The sequence below is a fragment of the Streptomyces sp. MS06 genome (assembly GCF_047200655.1).
GTDB lineage: Bacteria > Actinomycetota > Actinomycetes > Streptomycetales > Streptomycetaceae > Streptomyces.
Genome location: NZ_JBJZOJ010000023.1, coordinates 81,181 through 102,399, shown reverse-complemented (window position 1 = coordinate 102,399; position 21,219 = coordinate 81,181). Strand labels below are relative to the sequence as shown.

Here is a 21,219-nt window from a genome sequence, read left to right as displayed (position 1 = left end):
GCACCCGCTCGACTCCTGGTGGGGCCGCGGGTCTGCTCCGGACTGTGCCGGTGCCGCGTCAGGGGGACGTCGGCGGTCGGTTCGGGGCGGGGAGGCGCAGCGCGGCGAGGACCGGCAGGTGGTCGGTGGCCGCCTGGACGTCGGCCTCGGCGACCCCGGGGTGGCCCTGGGGCACACCGCAGCCGAGCACTTCGACACCGGGGGTGGCGAAGACGGTGTCGATGCGCCGGGTCGGGTCGGCGGGCGTCCAGGTGTGCTCGCCGCCCCAGGGGGCCACGGCCCGGCAGTCCTGCAGGTGGCCGGCGAGGCGGCGGAAGGTGCGGCCGTCGGGGCCCTCGTTGAGGTCGCCGCCCGCGACGGCGTGGTCGACGCCCATCCCGGCGAGCCGGTCGAGGAGCAGCCCGCCCTGCGCGTACCGCTCGCCGGCCTCCAGTGACAGGTGGCAGCTGAGGACGCCGAGCCGGGCGGCGCCGAAGCGGACGACGGCGGTGGCGAATCCGCGCCGGTGCAGTCCGGGGGTGAGCGGCAGCAGCACGTCCTCGGTGCGTTCGACGGTGGCGCGCAGGGAGCACAGCAGGGCCGGGCCGGCGGCGGTGCCGCCGCCGGAGAGGACGACCAGGTCTGCGGCGCGGGCCAGCCGGGCGAGCTTCTTGCGCCAGCGGAAGAAGCGGGGCGCCTCCTGCACGAGGACCAGGTCGGGCGCGCACGACCGGATCACCCGGGCGAGGGCCGCGGGGTCGTCGCGCATTGACCGGATGTTGTAGCTCAGCACCCGGACGACGGCCGAACCGTCTTCCTCGGTCGTGGAGTTGGGGAGCAGCGGGATCGCGTTCGCCATGTGGATCAAGATACGCCGATGCCCGCCGTCCCCTCGGGGAGCGGCGGGCATCGCGGGCGGTCTCGCGGTGTCACATGACCGGGTCGGGCTCCCGGGCCAGGTCGGCCGCGCCGACCAGGCCGGCCTCGTTGCCCAGCTCGGCGGCGCGGACCTCGGCGACCGGGCGCCAGTTGCCGCCGACCAGCCAGCGCTTGTACGACTTGCGGATCGGGTCCAGCACCAGTTCGCCCTCGTCCGACAGGCCGCCGCCGACGATGAAGGCGGACGGGTCGAAGAGGGAGGCGAGGTCGGCGAGGCCGGCGCCGACCCAGCGGGCCAGCTCGCGGTAGGAGTCCACGGCGACCGGGCAGCCCTGCCGGGCGGCCATGGAGATGTGCTTGCCCTCGATGCCCTCGGGGGTGCCGTCTCCCAGGCCGAGCAGGATGTCGGCGATCTCGGGGGTGGCGTTGGCGCGCTGCTTGGCGTAGCGGACCAGGGCGCGGCCGGAGGCGTACTGCTCCCAGCAGCCCTGCGAGCCGCAGCCGCACAGCAGCCCGTCCGGCACCATGCGGATGTGGCCGAACTCGGCCGCCACCCCGAAGTGGCCGCGGCGGAGCTTGTTGCCGATCACGATGCCGCCGCCGAGGCCGGTGCCGAGCGTGATGCAGATGACGTTCCGGTGGCCCTTGCCGGCGCCGAACCGGTACTCGCCCCACGCGGCGGCGTTGGCGTCGTTCTCCACGACGACGGGGAGGCCGGTGCGGGCCTCGACCTTCTCCTTCAAAGGCTCGTTGCGCCAGTCGATGTTGGGCGCGAAGTACACGGTGGAGCGCTGGCGGTTGACGTATCCGGCAGCACCGATGCCCACGCCGACGATGTCGTGCCCCGGGCGTGCGCCCTCCACGGCCGAGGCGATGGCGTCCACGATGGCCTCGGGCGTGGTGGGGGTCGGCACCTTGAAGGTCGAGAGGATGTTGCCTTCCTCGTCGACCACGCCGGCCGCGATCTTGGTGCCGCCGATGTCGACGCCGATGGTGAGTCCCATGAATCCCTCAGTTCGGTCGAGCCCCGCTATGGCCAACCGTACCCGAGGGGGGTCAGTCCAAGTCGATGCGCTGCCCGGGGCCGCTGCCCTCGCCGCCGTCCCGGGGCTTCTGAGGGCCGTCGGGATCCGCGGGCGGCTCCCGGCGCGGGTCGCGCGTCCCGGTGGCCCACCGCCGCTCCTGCGCCTGGACGGCGGAGCGGTACGCGGCGAGCAGTTCGCCACCGGCGGCGGCGAGATGATCGAACACATCCGGATTGCGCTCTATGACCGGGTCCACCGCGGCCCTGGCCTGCTGGACGGCCTGCCGCACCATCTGCTGGGCGGCGGGCCCGGCGACGGCGCCGAGCGGGGCCTGCAGACCGGACAGCTTCTCGGCGACCGTGTCGGCGAGCCTGCGCAGTTCCTCGGCGGCCGAGCCGGGCGGCGGGCCGTGCTGGGCGCGGCGGCGGGCCTTCTCCTCCGCCAGGTCCTCGGCGCAGGCGGTGGCCCAGGCGTCGGCGTCGGTCTCGGTACGGGTCTCTGTGCGGGTCTCGTCGCGGGTCTCTGTGCGGGTCTCGTCGCGGGTCTCGGTGGGGGAGGTGGCGTCGGCGATGGCGTCGGTGTCCGCGGCGCGGGGCGCCGGGTCGCCGTCCCGGGCCGCGGCGGCCTCGGCGTCGCCCTCGGGCCTGGGGCGCTCTTCGCTCATGGCGGGCTCCTGACTACGGTTCGTCCCTACGACGGTACCGGAACGCGTGGCCGCGGTTGACGTCCCCGAGGCCGCCGGGGCACGGGACCCGGGACCGGTTCCGCGCCCCGGCGGGACGGACGTCACCCGAGGTCACCCGACATCGCCGGGCGCGCGGGGGCGCGCGGGGCGCGGGGGCGCGGGGCCCGCACGGTCGCCGCCGCCCGCGCGCCTCGCCGATCGTCGACACCGGCGCCTTCGTGGCGGCGCCTCGGTCGAACCGCCCGCGGGACCGGCGGGCGCGGGAACGGCGCGGTCAGGGCGTGCGGGGCCACAGGTCCGGGTCAGGGGTGAAGCGGACCCGCAGTTCGCCGTCGCTGAGCCCCGCCCCGGCGACGGAGCAGCGGCGCAGCGCGGAGGGCAGGGGGGCGATCCGCCGGAAGGGACCGACCGTGACGACGAGTTCGTCGCCGCGCCGGACCAGGTCGAGTTCCTCGCGCCGGGCGCCGGGCAGCGGGATGTGCCAGACGAGCACGCCGTCCTCGGCGAGCCGGTCGGTGACGGGCCACTCGACGGCCGGGGTGCGCTCCGGCACGCCGGGCGGGGCGAGCGCGGCGAGGTCGTCGGTGCCGCGCGGGTCGCGGCCGAGGTGGGCGATCGTGCGGGCGCCGTACGTGCCGTGCCAGTCCTCCAGCGTCTTGCGCTGCTGGGCGACCGGGCCGGCCAGCCAGGAGCCGGCCGGGTCCTCGGGCAGGACCCGGTTGGCGAGGAGGCAGTCGACCGGCAGGGCGCGCAGGGCGAGGCCGATCAGGGCGGTGCGGACGCCGTCGGCGCCGGCCGGTCCGGGCTCGGCGACCAGCCGCACCCGGGTGCCGCGGTCGGCGAGGACGGCCTCCACCGCCGCCAGTTCGACGTCCCACCGGGCCGCGGTGTCGTACAGCCGTTCCGCGGGCATCGGCACGCCGGCGAGGCGGCCGAGGACGGGGCGCAGCGCGCGGGCGGCCTGCCGCTCGGTGGGAAGCAGGCGGCGCAGGTAGCGGCGGAGCTGCTCGGGCAGCGCGAGCAGGGCGAGGGCCTGCGGGGTGGGCGGCAGGTCGACGACGAGCAGCTCGTGCTGCTCGGCGAGCGCCGCGTCCCGCAGGGCGCGCAGCAGGGCCAGTTCCTCGGCGCCGGGCAGGGGGGTGACCTCGTCCGGGTCGAGCGGGCCGGCGCCGAGGAGGTCGAGGAGGTTCGCCGCGCGTTCCTGGAAGGCGGCCAGATCGTCGCGGAACCCGGCGGCCGGGTCGGGGCGCCAGGCGGTGAGCCCGGGGGCGGCCTCGCGGGGGGCGGACCCGGTCGGGGTGCCCAGCACCGTACCGAGGGTGTCGGTGCGGTCGGCGGTCAGGACGAGGGTGCGGGTGCCCTCGCGGGCGGCGGCGAGTGCGGTGGCGGCCGCGAGGGTGGTACGGCCGTTTCCGCCGGGGCCCGTGATCAGGAGGGTGCGCATGGGAGTGAACGCTACCCAAGCGGGGCACCGCACTCGGGATGCCGGGCATCCGGGCGAGTACTGCGGGCGCCGGGACGCCCCCGCCGGGGCCGGCCCCGGCGGCCGGGGGTCCGTACCCCGCGGCCCGCCGGGCGGGTACCGGGTGCCGGCGGGGTGCCGGGTACCGGGTACCGGCCCTGCGGATCCGGTCCCCGATCCCCGTCCCCGTCCACGTCCACGTCCACGTCCACGTCCCCGACCCCGATCCCCCGGTCGGTTCTACGAGCGGTCCGACTCCACCCTCTTCTTCAGTCCCGCCAGTGCGCGGTCGATGATGACCTTCTCGGCCTTCCGCTTGATCATCCCGAGCATCGGGATCTTGACGTCGACGGTGAGCCGGTAGGTGACCTCGGTGGTGGCCTCGCCCGCGGGTGCGAGGAGGTAGGAGCCGTCGAGGGAGCGGAGCATCTGGGACTTGACCAGGGTCCAGGAGACCTCGTTCGCGCCGGTCCAGGTGTAGGCCAGCGTCTGGTCGTCCTTGATCGCGCCCGCGTCCATCACCAGGCGCACCTGCGCGGCTCGGCCCTGCTCGTCCTTCTCGAGGACCTCCGCCTCCTTCACCTCGCCCGTCCAGTCCGGATAGCGGGCGAAGTCGGCGATCACCTCCATGACGTCGGCCGGTGCCGCATCGATCGTGATGCTCGAGCTGGTGTGTTCCGCCATCGCCGTGGCTCCTCCAGATGCGGGCCGTTAGTGAGGTCGCCGTGCGCGTGCGTGCGCACGTGGATGCAGCGTGAAGGCTACCGCGCGGCCCGCCGGCCGGGACGACCGCCATCTGCACCGACGGCCGGGAAGGCGCCCCACGGCACCCGCCACCGCGGCACGCGCACCCGCGACACCTGCGACACCTGCGACACCTGCGACACCCGCGACACCCGCGACACCCGGGGAGCCTGCGACACCCGGGGAGCCTGCGACACCCGGGGAGCCTGCGACACCTGCGACACCCGGGGAGCCTGCGGCACCCGTGGCCCTCACCACTGCAGTGCCCACGGCTTCCCCGTGCCGGCGAAGTGCCCGACGTTCACGCACTCCGTCGCCCCGATCCGCATCCTGCGCACCAGCGGCTGGTGGACGTGGCCGAACAGGGCGTAGCGGGGGCGGGTGCGGCGGATCGCGTCCAGCAGGGCGCGGCTGCCGCGCTCGAAGCGGCGCGCGACGGTGTCGTAGACCAGCTCCGGCACCTCCGGCGGGATGTGCGTGCACAGCACGTCGACCTCGCCGACCGCCTCGACCTTCGCCGCGTACTCCTCGTCGTCGATCTCGTAGGGGGTGCGCATCGGGGTGCGCAGTCCGCCGCCGACGAAGCCGAAGGTGCGGCCGCCGATCTCCACCCGCTCCCCGTCCAGCACGGTCGTGCCGGGGCCGGCGTACTCGGGCCAGAGCGGCGGCATGTCGACGTTGCCGTAGGTGGCGTAGGTCGGGGTGGGGAAGGCCGCGAAGAGTTCCGCGTACTGCTTGCGCACCGCCTGCTCGATCAGCGCGCGCCGGTCGCCCTCGATGCCGGCCCACAGCCGGGCGCCGAACTCCCGCGCCTCGGTGTAGCGGCGTGCGGTGCGCAGCTCGACGATGCGGTCGGCGTTCCGCACCCCGAAGAGGTCGGGGAAGATGCCGCGCGAGTGGTCGGCGTAGTCCAGGAACAGGACCAGGTCACCCAGGCAGATCAGGGCATCCGCGCCGTCCCCGGCGCGGGCCAGGTCGCGGGCGTTGCCGTGCACGTCGCTGACCACGTGGACGCGGGTCCTCGGACCGCCGACCGGTACGGGTGACATGGCGATCAAGGGTATGCGGAGTGGTGGCCCGTGAACAGTGGCGGCCGGACCTGCGGTTACTGGCTCGTCACGGTTCCCCTCGACTACTCTGCGCACAGGAAGCCACGACTGTGTGACGCAGCGAACATCTCGCCGGCCCCCCTGTCGAAGAAGCCATACCGGCGGGTAACGTCCGGGCAGTCCAGTCGTGCTCGGGAATTCAACCAGTGGGCTCCACAACCCTCTGGGGAGGTTCCGGGGCACCCGACCGAGCCTTGGACCGCACCGTCGCATCACACAACGTCGTGGCGCCGGCGCCCTATGAGGAGCAGCAGTCTTGCGCGAGTTCAGCCTTCCGGCTTTGTACGAGGTCCCTGCCGACGGCAACCTGACCGACATCGTCCGCCGCAACGCCGCGCAGCATCCGGACGTCGCCGTGATCGCCCGCAAGGTGGGCGGCGCCTGGCAGGACGTCTCCGCCGTCCGGTTCCTCTCCGAGGTGCGCGCCGCGGCCAAGGGCCTCATCGCCTCCGGGGTGCAGCCGGGCGACCGGGTCGGCCTGATGTCCCGCACCCGCTACGAGTGGACCCTGCTCGACTTCGCGATCTGGAGCGCGGGCGCGGTCACCGTGCCGGTGTACGAGACCAGTTCGCCGGAGCAGGTGCGGTGGATCCTCTCCGACTCGGGGGCCACCGCCTGCCTGACCGAGCTGGACGGCCACACCGCGGCCGTGGAGGCGGTGCGCGAGTCGCTGCCCGCGCTCAAGCACGTCTGGCAGATCGAGGCGGGCGGAGTGGAGGAGCTGGGGCGGGCCGGGCGGGACGTGTCCGACACGGCCGTCGAGGAGCGCAGTTCGCTGGCCCGGGCCGACGACCCGGCGACCATCGTCTACACCTCCGGCACCACGGGCCGCCCGAAGGGCTGCGTGCTCACCCACCGCAGCTTCTTCGCCGAGTGCGGGAACGTGGTGGAGCGGATGGGGCCGCTGTTCCGCACCGGTGAGTGCTCCGTTCTGCTGTTCCTCCCCCTCGCGCACGTCTTCGGACGGCTGGTGCAGATCGCCCCGATGATGGCGCCGATCAAGCTGGGCTGCGTCCCGGACATCAAGAACCTCACCGACGAGCTGGCCGCGTTCCGCCCGACGCTGATCCTCGGCGTGCCGCGGGTGTTCGAGAAGGTCTACAACTCGGCGCGGGCCAAGGCGCAGGCCGACGGCAAGGGCCGGATCTTCGACCGGGCCGCGGACACCGCCATCGCCTGGAGCAAGGCGATGGACGGCCCGTCCGGCCCGTCCGTCGGCCTGCGGATCAGGCACAGGATCTTCGACCGGCTGGTCTACGGGAAGCTGCGCGCGGTGCTCGGCGGCCGCGGCGAGTACGCCATCTCCGGCGGGGCGCCGCTCGGCGAACGGCTCGGCCACTTCTTCCGCGGCATCGGCTTCACCGTCCTGGAGGGCTACGGCCTCACCGAGTCCTGCGCGGCCACCGCCTTCAACCCGTGGGACCGGCAGAAGATCGGTACGGTCGGCCAGCCGCTGCCCGGCTCGGTGGTGCGCATCGCCGACGACGGCGAGGTGCTGCTGCACGGCGACCACCTGTTCAAGGAGTACTGGAACAACCCGGGCGCGACGGCCGAGGCGCTGACCGACGGCTGGTTCCACACCGGGGACATCGGCGCCCTGGACGAGGACGGCTACCTGAGGATCACCGGCCGCAAGAAGGAGATCATCGTGACCGCGGGCGGCAAGAACGTCGCTCCGGCGGTGCTGGAGGACCGCATCCGGGCGCACGCGCTGGTCGCGGAGTGCATGGTGGTGGGCGACGGGCGGCCGTTCGTGGGCGCGCTGATCACCGTCGACGAGGAGTTCCTGGGCCGCTGGGCAGCCGAGCACGGCAAGCCGGCGGGGGCCACCGCGGCGTCGCTGCGCGAGGACCCGGACCTGCTCGCCGCGGTCCAGGCCGCGGTCGACGACGGCAACGCCGCGGTGTCGAAGGCGGAGTCGGTGCGCAGCTTCCGGGTGCTCGGCGCCCAGTTCACGGAGGAGTCCGGCCATCTGACGCCCTCGCTGAAGCTGAAGCGGAACGTGGTGGCGAAGGACTACGCGGACGAGATCGAGGCGATCTACGCGAAGTAGGGGCGCGGTTCGCCGCGGGCGGGCGGACCACCGGGACGGGGGCGCCCGCCCGGACAACCGGTGCCGAGCGCGCGCCTACACCCCCGCCGGAGCCGCCCGCGGCGAGCCCTACAGCAGCGCCCTGAGGTGGTCTGCCAGCAGGTCCCAGCGCCATTTCTGCTCGACCCAGGCCCGGCCCCGCTCCCCCATGCGCCTGCGCAGCTCGGCGTCGCCGAGCAGGGCCACGACGCGTTCGGCGGTCTCCTCGGCGGAGTCGCCGCGGACCACCCAGCCGGTCTCGCCGTCGAGGACGGCGTCCGGGGCGCCGCCGGAGTCGCCGGCGACCACGGGCAGGCCGGTCGCGGAGGCCTCCAGGTAGACGATGCCGAGGCCCTCGACGTCGAGCCCGCCGCGCCGGGTCCGGCAGGGCATGGCGAACACGTCCCCGGCGCCGTAGTGGGCGGGCAGTTCGGACCAGGGCACGGCGCCGGTGAAGTGGACGGAGGCGGCGACGCCGGTGTCCCGGGCGAGCCGGCGCAGCTCCTGCTCGTACGGTCCGCCGCCGACGATCAGCAGGACGGTGTCGGGCTCGGCGGCCAGGATCCGCGGCAGGGCGCGGATCAGGGTGTCCTGCCCCTTGCGCCGCACCAGCCGGGACACGCAGACCACGACCGGCCGGTCGGTCAGTCCGAGGCGGGCGCGCACCTCGTCGCCTCCGGAGGCCGGGTGGAAGGTCTTCTCGTCGACGCCCGGCGGAAGCTGCACCATCCGGGCGGCCGCGTCCGGGGTGAGGGCGGCGGAGATCCGCTTCCGGGTGTACTCGCCGAGGTAGGTGAGGGTGTCCGTGGTGTCCCCGACGCGCCGCAGGAGCTGTCGCGCGGCGGGCAGCTGGGCCCAGCCGGCCTCGTGCCCGTGGGTGGTGGCCACGATGCGTTCGGCTCCGGCCCGGCGCAGGGCGGGCGCCATCAGCCCGAGCGGGGCCGCCGCGCCGAACCACACCGCGCGGCAGTCGTGCTCCCGAAGCAGCCCGACCGCCCGCCGGGTCGCGCCGGGCGTCGGCAGCAGCATCGTCGTGGGGTCGCGTACGACGGTGAACGGCTGCTCGGCGTCGAAGGCGGCGGTGGCCTCGGCGCCCTCCCGGCCCCGCTTCCAGGTGGAGGCGTAGACGACCAGGCGGTCGGGGTCCAGGCGCAGCGCCATGTTGTGCAGGAACGCCTGGATGCCGCCGGGACGGGGCGGGAAGTCGTTGGTCACGATGAGGGTCCTGTGCATCGCCGCCGACCCTACCGAACCCGGCGCCTGCCGCCGCGGCGCCGTCGACGGCTCCCGGACCGCCCGGTGGGACATCATGGTGGGGCGGGGGCCGAGGTCGGACGGCAGGGGATCTGGTGGAGACGAGGGACGCGCGGCGGTCGCTGCTGCGGCTGCTGGGCGCCTGGGGTGCGACGCGCTCGCTGCTGCTGCTCTTCGTCCTCAAGGTCGTCGTGTTCCCCGGCCCGGACGTCACCAGCGACGTGTCGGTGATCTACCAGGGCTGGTACGAGGTGCTGCGCACCGGGGCGTTCCCGCACCAGGACGTGACCTGGCAGTACCCGCCGGCCGCCGCGCTGGCGATCCTGTCCCCGGCGGTACTGCCGTTCCTCGACTACCCGCAGGCGTTCTTCCTCCTCGCCTGCCTCGCCGACCTGGTGGTGCTGGGCCTGCTGGCCCGCGCGGGCACCCGCCCCGGCCGCACGCTGCGCGGCGCCCGGTTCTGGGTGGCGGGCGTGCCGCTGCTGGGTCCGACGGTGTACGCCCGCTACGACGTGATGGTGACCGCCGTCGCGGTGGCCGCGCTGCTGGCGGGCGCCCGGCGGCCTCGGGTGCTGGGCGCGCTGGCCGGTTTCGGGGCGATGCTGAAGGTGTGGCCGGTGCTGCTGCTGGTGGGGGTGCGCCGTCGGACGGCGTGGGTGGCGGCCGCGGTGACCGCGGCGCTGGTGGGGGCGGCGTTCCGGCTGACGATGCCGGGGGCCTTCACGTTCCTGGCCTTCCAGCGGGACCGGGGCACCGAGGTGGAGTCGCTGGGCGCGCTGGTCTTCCACGTGGCCCGGCACTTCGGCTGGCAGGGGCGGGTGCTGCTGAACTACGGCTCGGTGGAGTTCCTCGGACCGTGGGTCGGCCCGGTCAGCCGGGCGGCCCTGCTGCTGACCGGTGTCGCCCTGGGCTGGCTGCTGCTGTGGCGGGTGCGGGCGGTGCGCGCGGCGCCGGCCACCGTCGTGGACGCGGCGTTCACGGCGGTGCTGCTGTTCACGGTGACCAGCCGGGTGATCAGTCCGCAGTACCTGGTGTGGCTGGTGGGCCTGGCCGCGGTCTGCCTGTGCGACCGTACGACGCGGATGGGCCGGCCGGCGGTGCTGGTGCTCGCCGCGTGCGGGGTGACGGTGCTGGAGTTCCCGGTCCGGTTCGCCGACGTGGTGGCGAGCGATCCGCTGGGGGTCGCGCTGCTGTTCGCCCGCAACGGCCTGCTGGCCGCCGCCGCGGTCGTCGCGGCGGTGCGGCTGTGGCGCTCCACGGTGCCTCCGGCCGCGGCCGACCGGGCGCCCGCGGGGGCCGACCGCCCCCGGGAGGCCTCGCCCTCGTCCTGAGGGGAGCTGCCGGGTCGGAGAGACCCGGTGCCGCGCCGCGCGGGACGCGGGACGGCCCCGGCACCGGGCGGCGGGAGGGGCGCGGTGCCGGGGCCAGGGGCGTGCCGTCAGCGGAACTGCGCGTGCAGCCGCCTGGTGTGGTCCACGGTGCGGGCCTCGCCGGTCAGCCGCACCCGGGCGGTGAGCCGCGGGTCGTCGCTGGCGGCGGACAGTCGGAGTTCCAGCGCGCCGGGTTCGACGACGCGCCGGCCGTCGCGGCCGGTGAAGGAGGCGACGTCCGCGGGGACCGTCACCGTCAGGCGCCGGGACTCCCCTGGGTGGAGCGGGACCCGCTGGTAGCCGACGAGCCGCTGCACGGGCTGCACCACCGAGGCCACCGGGTCGTGCAGGTAGAGCTGCACGACCTCGGTGCCCTCCCGGTCGCCGCTGTTGCGGACGGTGAAGGAGAGGGTGAACTCCCCGTCCGTGGGGCTCTCCTCGCCGTCGACGGCGAGGTCGCTCCAGGTGAACGCGGTGTAGGACAGGCCCCGGCCGAAGGCGAAGGCCGGGCCGGGGTCGATCGCGGAGACCTCGGTCCTTCGGGCGAGCGTCGACGCGAGGTAGGTGGCGGGCTGGACGCCCGGTCCCGCGGGCACGCTGACGGGCAGTCGGCCGGAGGGGTTGACCCGGCCGCCGAGCACCCCGGCGAGGGCGCCGGTGCCCTCGGCGCCGGGGAGGAAGGACTGCACGATCGCGTCGGCCTCCGGTACCGCCCGGCCGAGCGTGTACGGCCGTCCGGCGAGCAGCGCCACCACCAGCGGGGTGCCGGTGTCGAGCAGCCGGTCGAGGAGGGCCTGCTGGACGCCGGGCAGGGCCAGCGAGTCGGCGTCGCAGCCCTCGCCGCTGGTGCCGCGGCCGAAGAGTCCGGCGCGGTCGCCGAGGGCGGCGATCACCACGTCGGCGTCCCGGGCGGCCCGGACCGCCTCGGCGAACCCGGACGTGTCGTCGCCGTCGACGTCCGCGCCCCGCACGGTGACGATCTCCGCGTGCGGGAACTCGCGGACCAGTGCCTCCCGCAGCGTGGGCAGGCCTATGCCCACGGGGGTGTCGGGGTGGTGGACGCCCACGTGCAGGGGGAACGAGTAGCAGCCGAGGACCGAGGTCGGCCGGTCGGCCTGGGGGCCGACCAGCGCGATCCGGCGCGGCGCGGACAGCGGCAGCACGCCGTTGTTGGTGAGCAGGATCATCGCCTGCTCGGCGGCCTCGGCGGCGAGTTCCCGGTTGGCCGGGGAGTCGAGGTCGACGCTGCCGCGCAGGGCCTGCGGATCGTCGTCGGCGGCGGCGTCGCGCAGGGCGGCCGGAACGGGGTCGTAGCCGGCGTCGAGCAGTCCGAGTTCCGCCTTCTGGGTGAGGACGCGGCGCAGTGCGCGGTCGATGAGTCCGGCGGGGACCGTGCCGTCGTCGACGGCCTCGGCCAGTGCCGGGCCGAAGGTCTTGACGTTGGGCAGTTCCACGTCGACGCCGGCGCGCAGGGCGGTGGCCGCGGCTTCGGTGAAGTCGGCCACGACACCGTGCAGGGTCTTGAGGAAGGCGATCCCGAAGTAGTCGGCGACGACGGTGCCGGTGAAGCCCCAGGTGTCCCGGAGCAGTCCGGTGAGCAGGTCCTCGTCGGCGGCGGAGGGGATGCCGTCGGTGTCGGTGTAGGCGTGCATGACGGAGCGGGCGCCGCCCTCGCGCAGGGCCATCTCGAACGGCGGGAGCAGCACGTCGGCCCGTTCGCGGGTGCCCATGGACACCGGGGCGAGGTTGCGTCCGGCGCGGGAGGCGGAGTAGCCGGCGAAGTGCTTGAGGGTGGCGACGATCCCGGCGGACTCCAGGCCCTGCACGTAGGCGGTGCCGACGGTGCCGACCAGGTAGGGGTCCTCGCCGATGGTCTCCTCGACCCGGCCCCAGCGGGCGTCGCGCACCACGTCCAGGACGGGGGCGAGGCCCTGGTGGATGCCGACCGCGCGCATGTCGCGGCCGATCGCGGCGGCCATCCGGCGGACCAGGCCCGGGTTGAAGGTGGCGCCCCAGGACAGCGGGACGGGGTAGGCGGTGGCTCCCCAGGCGGCGAAGCCGGCCAGGCACTCCTCGTGGGCGACGGCCGGGATGCCGAACCGGTTGGCGGCGACGATGCGCCGCTGGGTGCGCAGCAGGGACAGGGCACCGAGTGCCGGGTCGACGGGGACCGTGCCGAAGGGCCGGGTGAGCTGGCCGAGCCCGGCGGGCAGCAGGGTCTCGAGGTCGACCGGCTCCTCCATGTCGTGCTGGTGCGGGGCGACTTCGCCGCCCTCGTCGGAGGCGCCGACCCAGATCCCGAAGAGCTGGGCGATCTTCTCCTCGGTCGTCATCGCCTCGATCAGGGCCGTGACGCGGGTGCCGGTGTCCTGGGACGGGTCGTTCCAGACGGGGACGGCGGGGGTGCCGGGGTCGGCGGGGCGGGCGGGGTTGACGGGGGTTGTCTCAACTGCCACGAGGCGGTCACTTTCCTCCGACGCCCATGAGCCCCTGTACCAGGGCGCGGCGGGCGAACAGGTAGACGAGCAGGACGGGCACCATGGACAGCACCACCGCGGCCAGTAGGCCGGGGATGTTGATGCCGTGCTCGGTTTGGAAGTTGTACAGGCCCAGCGTGACGACCTTGGTGGAGTCGGACTGGGTGAGGACGAGCGGGAAGAGGAAGCCGTTCCAGGCCTGGAGCGCGGAGAACACCACGATCGTGGAGATGCCGCCCTTGGACAGCGGCACCACGAGCTGGAAGAACATCCGGCGCGGGGTGGCCCCGTCCATGGCCATGGCCTCGAACAGTTCCGGCGAGATGTCGCGCATGGCGCCGCTCAGCACCAGTGCGGAGACGGGCAGGCAGAAGGCCGCGGTCGGCAGGATCACGCCGATCAGGTTGTCGTACAGTCCGGCCTTGCTGATCAGGAAGAACATCGGCACGATCACGGCCTGCACGGGGATCGCAAGGCCCAGCAGGAACAGCCGGAAGACCAGGGAGGTGACCCTGGAGCGGCTGCGCACGATGGAGTAGGCGAGCGGCGGCACCAGTACCACCACGATGCCGACCACGGCGAGCGTGACGACGACGGTGTTGAGGAAGTACTGGCCGAAGCCGCCGTCGAAGGCGCTGGTGTAGTTGTCGAGGGTGAAGCCCCTCGGCAGGGACAGCGGGCCGCCCCGGGCGTAGTCGGACCGGCTCTGCACGGTCGCGGTGAGCAGCACGTACAGCGGCAGGCCGATGATGAACAGCCAGGCGAGGGAGGCCGCGCCGGCGACGTAGTTGGGGCGGCGCCTCATGACATCCCCTCCATGGTGCCGCGCATCTTGTCGTAGCCGGACAGGCGCACGACGACGAGCGAGATGACGGTGGCCGCGAGCACGAGCACCAGCGCGATGGCGGAGCCGGCGCCGAAGTCGAAGCTCTTGAAGGCCTTCTGGTACATGTAGTAGGCGCTGATGGTGGTGTCGGTGCCGGGCCCGCCCTGGGTGAGGATGAGCACCGTCTCGAAGGTGGTGAGTCCGCCGACCACCATGAGGATCATCGAGGTGATGATCGAGTTCCGCAGCTGCGGCAGCGTGATGTGCACGAACTGCCGGATCCGGCCGGCGCCGTCGATCTCCGCGGCCTGGTAGAGCACCTGCGGGATGGCGCGTGCGGAGCCCTGGTAGATCAGGGTGTGCAGCGGGGTGAACTGCCAGGTGCTGACGAAGGCGAGGACGCCGATGGCGGTGGCCTGCTTGCCGAACAGGTTGCCGTCGCCGAACAGCCAGGTCGCCTGGGAGGGGATGCCGAAGTTCGGGTCGAGCAGCGCCCGCCACAGGACCGACACGGCGGTGGAGGACAGCAGCAGCGGGACGAAGTAGACGGCGGAGAGCACCGCGCGGTTGCGCTGCTCTCCCGCGGCCCACACGCCCAGCAGGATGCTCAGCGGGGTCTGGACGGCCACACCGAGTCCGGTGAGCAGCAGGGTGAGCCAGATGCTCTTGAGCATGACCGGGTCGTCGAAGACCCGCTTCCAGTTGTCCAGTCCGACGAACTCGGGGGATCCGAGCCCGTTCCAGCTCATGAACGACAGCACGGCGACCATCACGAGCGGGGCGAGGGCGAACAGGGTGAAGAAGACGGTGGCGGGGACCGCCCAGGCGAAGCCCGGGCGGCCCACGTGGGCGGCCCGCGACCCGCGCGGCCGGCCGGTCCGGCCGGTCGCGACGGGTCGCGCGGTCGCGCGTGTCGTGTGCGTGGTCATGGCGTGTCAGACGGTCGGGAGGGCCTGCATGGCCTTGACGAAGCCGTCCACGTCCAACTGGCCGTTGAAGAACTGCTGCACGGCCTGGTGCATCGGGGTGCCGGCGGACGGCGGGTAGGCCTGGTCCCACGAGAGCTGGAAGCTGGGGGCCTTCTTCACCAGGTCGAACTGGAAGCGCGAGTAGTCCGGGCTGGCCGCGGTGTCCAGGAACTGCTCGGTGTTGGTCGTGGTCGGCAGGTTGCCGATGGCGAGCTGCTGCTTGACGAAGGAGTCGGAGTACATCAGCTTCAGGAACTCGGCGACGGCCTCGGGGTGCTTGGTCTTCTTCAGCACCGAGTAGAAGTTGTTGGTGTTGCCGACGACGTCCGCCGGGTCGCCCTTGCCGCCCGCTATGGTCGGGAAGGAGCTGTAGCCGAGGTTCTTCTCGGCGAAGTCCTTGTCGAAGTCCTGGATGGTGGAGTACTCCCAGGAGCCCATCAGTTCGAAGGCGGCCTTGCCGCGGGCGAGCAGCGTCGGGGAGCCCTGGTCGGTGAACTTCACCGAGTCGAAGTTGGTGCCGAAGGCGCCCGCGTCGACGAGTTCCCGCAGCATGCCGAGCGCCTTCCTGCTGTCCGCGCCGGCCCAGGCGTCCTTGTCGCCGTTGAGTGCCTTCTGGAACAGGTCCGGGCCGGCGACGCGGTCGTAGACGTACTCGAACCACATCAGGGTCGGCCACTGGTCGCCGCCGCCCAGGGCGATCGGGGTGACGCCCTTCGCTTTGAGCTTCTTGACCGTGTCCAGTAGTTCGGCCCAGGTCCTGGGGGCCTGGACGCCCGCGTCGGCCAGGGCCTTCTTGTTCTGGAAGAGCAGCACCGGCTGGGTGCCGCGCATCGGAACGCCGTACGCCTTGCCGCCGATGACCGCGGAGTTGAAGACGGACGGCAGGAACGAGGACTTCAGCTTCGGGTCGTCCTTGATGAAGTCGTCCAGCGGCAGGAGCAGTCCGGCGTCGACGAACGGCTTGATGCTGCCGCCGCCCCAGTTGAAGAAGACGTCCGGGGCCTGGGGCGTGTTGATGATCGTCTGAAGCTTCTGCTGGTAGTCGGCACCGGGGATGGTGTCCAGGACCGCCTTGACCTTCGAGGTCTTGTTGAACTCCGCAACGATCTGCTTCTCGACCTTGTTGGTCGCGTCGCCGTAGACGAGGACGTGGATCTTGCCGTCTCCGCCCGAGGACGCGCTGTTGCCCCCGCAGGCCGAGAGGGACAGCGCCACAGCCAGGGTCACGCCGGTCGCGAGTACGCGGGAGAACCGCACGCGTGTCCGCATCGCGCCCCACCCCTTCCGAAAGTTTCGATGTCACGTACGAAAATTGCTGTTGCGGGGACATTAAACGAGCCATGTCACAGGGTCAACGGAGGGACACCGTCGCGATCGAACCGTTACCGGTGGTGCCGTATGCTGCGCCCATGCATGACAAGGACGAGCCTGAGATGGCCGGTCGAGTGACGCTTGCCGAGGTGGCCACGCGCGCCGGGGTGTCCCTCTCGACAGTTTCGAAGGTCCTCAACGGACGTTCGGACGTCTCGCCCACCACCCGCAGCAAGGTCGAGCACCTGCTGGAGGAGCACGGCTACCGGCGACGGGCCGCCGCCACCGCGCACGCGCCGCTCATCGAACTCGTCTTCCACGAGCTGGAGAGCGTCTGGGCGATGGAGCTGATCCGCGGCGTGGAGAACGTCGCGCAGCAGCACCGGATCAGCGTGGTCGTCACGGAGAGCGGCACCCGGCACGCACCGGGCCGCGAATGGCTCGACGGGGTGCTGCGGCGCCGGCCGCGGGGCGTGGTGCTGGTCTTCTCCGCGCTGCCGGACCACGTCCGCAGGCAGCTGCGCTCGCGCGCCATCCCGTTCGTCATCGTCGATCCGGCCGGCGACCCCGAGGCGGACGTGCCGTCGGTGGGCTCGGCGAACTGGGCCGGCGGCGTGGCCGCCACCCGGCACCTGATCGACCACGGCCACGAGCGCATCGCCATCATCACCGGCCCCGCCGACCTGATGTGCTCGCTGGCCAGGCTCGACGGCTACCGGTCCGCGCTGGCCATGGCCGGACTGGAGCCCGACCCCAAGCACATCCGCTACGGCGACTTCCACGTCGACGGGGGCTTCACCCACGCCCTGGAACTGCTCCAGGGCCCCGACCGTCCGACGGCCGTCTTCGCCGGCAGCGACCTGCAGGCGCTGGGCGTGCTGGAGGCGGCCCGCCGCCTGGGGCTCAGCGTCCCCGAGGACCTGTCGGTGGTGGGCTACGACGACGTCCCGCCGGCCCAGTGGTCCTCACCCCCGCTGACCACCGTGCGCCAGCCGCTGCGGCAGATGGCCGAGGAGGCGGCCCGGATGCTGCTGCGCCCGCAGGAGGCGAGCCGGCCCGCCCTGCGGATGGAGCTCGCCACCCGGCTGGTGGTCCGCCAGAGCACCGCCGCGCCCGCCCCCGCCCAGGCGGGCTGACGGAGCCGGGGGGCCGGGCCGCGGGGCCAGGGGCCCCGGGGCCACGGGAGGCCCGCCCCGCCGGACCGTGCTTCTCCGGGCGGGTCCGCGGGCGGCTCCGGCGGGCCGTTCCCGGCGCCGGAAGCGGCCCCTCAGCCCAGCTCGCTCCGCAGGTACCGCTGCCACAGCGCGGTGAACTCCCGCGGGGTCGTGCCGAGCACCTCGGCCATCGCGTCCGCCTCCGCACCCGCCCGCTTCTCGTGTGCGCCCACGGCACGGTAGAACGCGCCCAGCCGCTCCTCCCCCCACCGCTCGGCGATCAGCCGGCAGGCCAGCCAGCCGCCCTCGTAGGCCTGCGCCAGCCGGGTCGCGTCGCCGGAGAAGCCGAAGTCCTCGTCGCCGGGCAGCCGCGCCGGCACGTCGCCGTCGGCGACGGCGCGCTGGAGTTCGGGCGCGGCCTCGGCCGGGGTGCGCCCGCTGCCGCGGTAGCCGATCCAGTCGGCGTATCCCTCGGACAGCCACAGCGGGGTGGCCCCGTCGGTGGCACGGCGGGTGGCCACGTGCGTGGTCTCGTGGGTGAGCACCACCTGCCGTCCCAGCGGACCGAGCGTGCGGTAGGCGTCCGGGTTGACGATGATCCGGTCCGCGGGCGTCCTCCCGGTGCCGCCCGTCTCCCCCGTGGTCACCGCGGCGATCCCGCGGTAGGCGGAGGCGGGCGAGCCGAGCAGCCCGGCCATGCCCTCCAGCGCCTTCGGCACGAGCACCACCACGTGCCGGGGCCAGTCGGCGCCCCACGCCCGGGTCACCGCCGGCACGGCCCGGTCCGCCAGAGCGGCGTAGGAGCGCAGGGTGGCCGCCGGCTGGCCGACGCCCAGGACGATGCTGTGGCTGCCGCGGACCACGTCCACCGCTCCCTGGTCCCAGAGCTGCTGCCCGGAACCGGGCGCGGGCAGGTCGGCGGCCACGTACCAGCCGCCGCCGGCCGTCCGGGTCAGGCGCAGGGTGCGGGAGGCGGTGACGGGGGCGGTGTCGTAGCCGCGGAGCCGGTAGCGCAGGTCGGCGTCGGCGGTGGCGGTGCCGCCGGACCGGTGGACGGCGGTGACCCGGTAGGACCAGCCGGCCAGCGGTACCCGGCGCAGTCCGGCGAACCCGTCCCGGGTGCCGGTCCGGCCGTACGCGGCCGCGTCGTGGGCGAGGACGGCCGCCGCGCGCCGGTCGAGCAGGTGCTGCACCCGTGCCCGCTCGGTGTCCGCCGGGGACCTTCCCCCGCACGCCACCAGGGCGACGAGCAGCAGGCAGAGCCCCAGCACCGGGATTCTCGACGCCCGCCTCCGACCAGCCACCTTCCCGATCGTACGGTGCACCGGGCGGCCCCGGGAGGTGGCCGGGTCGGCCCGCCCCGCCCCGTCCCGGGCCGCCGGACACGGGGCGTCCGGGGCCCCGGTCAGACGCGGGTCACCGAGGAGACCGGCATCATGCGGACCGGGTCGTAGCGGACCGGCGCGCCGGGGTAGGGGGCGTGGATGACCTGCCCGTGGCCCATGTACATGGCCACGTGGCTGGCGTCCGAGCGGTAGACGACGAGGTCACCGGGTCGGGCCTGGGAGAGCGGGACCTGCCTGCCGGCGTACCGCTGGGCCTGGGAGGTGCGCGGCAGGTGCACCCCGGCCCTGGCGTAGGACCACTGCATCAGGCCCGAGCAGTCGAAGCCGGAGGGCCCGTTGGCGCCCCACACGTAGGGCCTGCCGAGCGCGGAGCGGGCGGCGGCGACGGCGGCGGCGGCCCGGCCGGAGGCGGGCACCCCGCCGCCGAGGTCGGGCAGTTCGGGGCGGGCGGAGCGGGAGGCCCGCCGGTGGTCGCCGCGTTCCGCGGGCGGCAGCGAGTTCAGCAGCCGCCGGGCGCGGGCGAGTTTGTCCTCCACCGCGCGCTTGTGCCGGGCGACGGCCGTTCGGCTCGACTCCAGCTCGCGCAGTGTGCGGCGGGTCTCCGCACGCTCCTGGGCGAGGGCGCGCAGGGCGTTCTGCAGGTCCCGCAGCCGGCCGGCCTGCCGGTCGCCGATCCGGTCCAGGACGGCGGCCTTGTCGAGGTAGTCGGCGGGGTCGTCGGCGAACAGCAGGGCGAGCGAGGGGTCCACGCCGCCGGACCGGTACTCGGCGCCGGCCAGCGAACCCAGTTCCTCCCGCATGGAGTTGACGCGCTGCTGCTGGCGGGCGACCCGGTCCTGGGCGAGGGCGGCGGCTCGGCGCAGCGTGTCGGCGCGCTCGTCGGCCGCGTCGTAGGCCTCGGTGGCGCGTTCGGCCTCCTCGTAGAGGCGGTCCACCTCGGCGCGGGTGCCGTCCTGCGGCGCGGCGGCGGCCGGGGTGGACGGAACGGCGGCGAGCGCCGCGGTCGCGGCGGAGAGCACCGCCAGGGCGGCGCAGGCGCCTTTGTCGAACCCCGATGCTGCACTGCGGCGATGAGAGCCCACGGGAAGCCGCACTCCTTCCGCTGGCGGTCAGGACGTGTTCCCTCCCCGGGCCGGGGCGCGGGGGGATGCGCCCCGGCCGTGGGGGGAAACGCGGCAGACAGTAGCCCCGGGACGGGGCGGCGGCCAACGACCGCCGCGGGCACGCACGGTGACGCCCCGCCGCTGACGCAGGTCATCGGCGGGGCGCGGGGTCAGTCCCGGTCGCCGCGATTCGCCCGTTCGGGCGGTACGGCGTGTTGGTCTTGAGGGGGTCGGCGGGGCGTCAGATGCGGACGCCGAACTGGAACGGCATGTTGCCGATCGACTCGTAGCGCACGACCGTGCCGGTGCGCGGGGCGTGCAGCACCTGACCGTTGCCCGCGTACAGGGCGACGTGGTGGTAGTCGCTGTAGAAGATGACCAGGTCGCCGACCTTGAGCTGGCTCTTCGAGTAGATCCGGGTGCCGGCGTTGGCCTGCGCCTGCGAGGTGCGCGGTATGGAGATGCCGGCGTGCGCGTAGGCCTGCATGGTCAGGCCGGAGCAGTCGTAGGAGCTGGGGCCGTCGGCGCCGTACACGTAGGGCTTGCCGATCTGGCTCTGCGCCCAGGAGTAGGCGGCGCCGGCGCGGCCGGAGGCGGCACTGGTCGGGCCGAGCGCGGTGCGCCCGCTGTCGCGACTGGCACGGGCCTGCTCGGCGGCGAGTGCGGCCTTCTCCTGCGCGGTCAGCGTGTTGAGCAGTTTCTGCGCCTCGGCCAGCTTGGCCTGGACTTCCTGCTTCTTCTTGCCGAGCTCGGTGCGGGTGGCGGCGAGGTCCTTGAGCTTCTCGGAGGCCTCGGAGCGCTCCTGGGCGAGTTCGCGCTGCTTCTCCTGGATCTTCTTCAGCGCCGCGACCTGCTGGGCGCTGAGCTGGTCCATGGTGGACGCCTTGTCCAGGTACGTGTCCGGGTCGGAGGACAGGAACAGCTGGACGGAGGGGTCGAGGGTGCCGGTGCGGTACTGCGCGGCGGCGGCCAGGCCCATGGAGTCGCGCAGCTCGTTGAGGTCCTGCTGGCCGCGCGCCACGTTGTCCTGGATGGTGGAGATCTCCTTCTGGAGCTTCTCCTGCTTCTCCTTGGCCCCGTCGTACTTCTCGGTGGCCTGCTCGGCCTCCTCGTAGAGCTTGTCGACCTTCGCCTTGACCTCGTCCTTGCTCGGCTTCTCGCTGGGCGCGGCGTTGGCGGCGTTCGCGCTGAGGGCGACGGCAGCGGCGGCTGCGGTGGTCAGCACGGTCACGCGGGCGCGACTCGGCTGCTTGGGTCGACGGTGGGACGCCACGGAGGTGAACTCCTTCTTCTGAGTGATCACCCGTTCGGAGGTTCGACGCCAGACCCTAGTGACCCAGTTGTGATCAGTTCAAATCCTCGCGGGAAAAATCTCGATGATCGAACGCATTTGCCCACCGCAACTCACCTGCCGTGACGTCCGGCTGACGCTACGTTGCGCACGGACCATTCCAAT

Annotated in this window: 17 protein-coding genes; 3 read left to right on the top strand and 14 right to left on the bottom strand. The window is 73.6% G+C overall.

The features are described 5' to 3' along the window. Positions 1-58 precede the first annotated feature (58 nt). From ACL02U_RS15130 to ACL02U_RS15105, 6 genes are all read right to left on the bottom strand, one after another. Complete coding sequence (locus ACL02U_RS15130) at positions 59-838, bottom strand: endonuclease/exonuclease/phosphatase family protein (RefSeq protein ID WP_412791326.1); 780 nt, start codon at positions 836-838, stop codon at positions 59-61. A 70-nt stretch (positions 839-908) separates the two neighbouring features. Continuing rightward, positions 909-1,862 (bottom strand): ROK family glucokinase, encoded by a 954-nt coding sequence (locus ACL02U_RS15125; RefSeq protein ID WP_412791325.1) that lies wholly within the window; start codon positions 1,860-1,862, stop codon positions 909-911. Positions 1,863-1,914: 52 nt separating this feature from the next. Continuing rightward, positions 1,915-2,547, bottom strand: a complete 633-nt coding sequence (locus tag ACL02U_RS15120) for a DUF5304 domain-containing protein (protein ID WP_412791324.1) — start codon at positions 2,545-2,547, stop codon at positions 1,915-1,917. 295 nt (positions 2,548-2,842) lie between these two features. Next, on the bottom strand, positions 2,843-4,012 hold the full coding sequence (locus ACL02U_RS15115) for an ArsA family ATPase (protein WP_412791323.1): 1,170 nt from the start codon (positions 4,010-4,012) through the stop codon (positions 2,843-2,845). 258 nt (positions 4,013-4,270) lie between these two features. Next, positions 4,271-4,714 (bottom strand): SRPBCC family protein, encoded by a 444-nt coding sequence (locus ACL02U_RS15110; protein WP_412791322.1) that lies wholly within the window; start codon positions 4,712-4,714, stop codon positions 4,271-4,273. A 311-nt stretch (positions 4,715-5,025) separates the two neighbouring features. Further along, positions 5,026-5,823, bottom strand: coding sequence for a metallophosphoesterase family protein (locus ACL02U_RS15105; RefSeq protein WP_412791321.1), 798 nt, complete (start codon positions 5,821-5,823; stop codon positions 5,026-5,028). Positions 5,824-6,139: 316 nt separating this feature from the next. Between ACL02U_RS15105 and ACL02U_RS15100 the strand changes: the two genes are divergently transcribed. Further along, positions 6,140-7,936, top strand: coding sequence for an AMP-dependent synthetase/ligase (locus ACL02U_RS15100; RefSeq protein WP_412791320.1), 1,797 nt, complete (start codon positions 6,140-6,142; stop codon positions 7,934-7,936). A gap of 108 nt (positions 7,937-8,044) precedes the next feature. Here ACL02U_RS15100 and ACL02U_RS15095 read toward each other — a convergent pair whose 3' ends face one another. Next, on the bottom strand, positions 8,045-9,187 hold the full coding sequence (locus ACL02U_RS15095; protein WP_412791319.1) for a glycosyltransferase family 4 protein: 1,143 nt from the start codon (positions 9,185-9,187) through the stop codon (positions 8,045-8,047). A gap of 116 nt (positions 9,188-9,303) precedes the next feature. On the opposite strand from ACL02U_RS15095, the gene ACL02U_RS15090 reads away from it, so the two are divergent. Further along, complete coding sequence (locus ACL02U_RS15090; RefSeq protein WP_412791318.1) at positions 9,304-10,539, top strand: glycosyltransferase 87 family protein; 1,236 nt, start codon at positions 9,304-9,306, stop codon at positions 10,537-10,539. A gap of 107 nt (positions 10,540-10,646) precedes the next feature. Here ACL02U_RS15090 and ACL02U_RS15085 read toward each other — a convergent pair whose 3' ends face one another. Genes ACL02U_RS15085 through ACL02U_RS15070 form a run of 4 tightly spaced genes read right to left on the bottom strand, consistent with a single transcriptional unit; the run spans position 10,647 to position 16,118 of the window. After that, positions 10,647-13,034: a glycoside hydrolase family 3 N-terminal domain-containing protein gene (locus ACL02U_RS15085; RefSeq protein ID WP_412791317.1), complete on the bottom strand. Its 2,388-nt coding sequence runs from the start codon at positions 13,032-13,034 to the stop codon at positions 10,647-10,649. Between the two features lie 7 nt (positions 13,035-13,041). Continuing rightward, the gene (locus ACL02U_RS15080) at positions 13,042-13,860 is read right to left on the bottom strand and encodes a carbohydrate ABC transporter permease (RefSeq protein WP_412791316.1); all 819 of its coding nucleotides are present in this window, start codon (positions 13,858-13,860) and stop codon (positions 13,042-13,044) included. Continuing rightward, the gene (locus ACL02U_RS15075; protein WP_412791315.1) at positions 13,857-14,810 is read right to left on the bottom strand and encodes a carbohydrate ABC transporter permease; all 954 of its coding nucleotides are present in this window, start codon (positions 14,808-14,810) and stop codon (positions 13,857-13,859) included. Before ACL02U_RS15075 ends, ACL02U_RS15080 begins: the two co-directional genes overlap by 4 nt. A gap of 6 nt (positions 14,811-14,816) precedes the next feature. Next, complete coding sequence (locus ACL02U_RS15070) at positions 14,817-16,118, bottom strand: ABC transporter substrate-binding protein (RefSeq protein WP_412791314.1); 1,302 nt, start codon at positions 16,116-16,118, stop codon at positions 14,817-14,819. A 140-nt stretch (positions 16,119-16,258) separates the two neighbouring features. On the opposite strand from ACL02U_RS15070, the gene ACL02U_RS15065 reads away from it, so the two are divergent. After that, positions 16,259-17,296: a LacI family DNA-binding transcriptional regulator gene (locus ACL02U_RS15065; RefSeq protein WP_412791313.1), complete on the top strand. Its 1,038-nt coding sequence runs from the start codon at positions 16,259-16,261 to the stop codon at positions 17,294-17,296. Positions 17,297-17,427: 131 nt separating this feature from the next. Here the strand turns inward: ACL02U_RS15065 and ACL02U_RS15060 are convergent, their stop codons facing one another. The 3 genes from ACL02U_RS15060 to ACL02U_RS15050 all read right to left on the bottom strand — a co-directional run bounded on the left by ACL02U_RS15060 (position 17,428) and on the right by ACL02U_RS15050 (position 21,036). Next, positions 17,428-18,618 carry a hypothetical protein gene (locus ACL02U_RS15060; protein ID WP_412791312.1) on the bottom strand — a complete coding sequence of 397 codons (1,191 nt, stop codon included), beginning with the start codon at positions 18,616-18,618 and terminating at the stop codon, positions 17,428-17,430. A gap of 101 nt (positions 18,619-18,719) precedes the next feature. Continuing rightward, on the bottom strand, positions 18,720-19,742 hold the full coding sequence (locus ACL02U_RS15055) for an NlpC/P60 family protein (protein WP_412791311.1): 1,023 nt from the start codon (positions 19,740-19,742) through the stop codon (positions 18,720-18,722). A 262-nt stretch (positions 19,743-20,004) separates the two neighbouring features. Beyond that, the gene (locus tag ACL02U_RS15050; protein ID WP_412791336.1) at positions 20,005-21,036 is read right to left on the bottom strand and encodes an NlpC/P60 family protein; all 1,032 of its coding nucleotides are present in this window, start codon (positions 21,034-21,036) and stop codon (positions 20,005-20,007) included. Positions 21,037-21,219 lie beyond the last annotated feature (183 nt).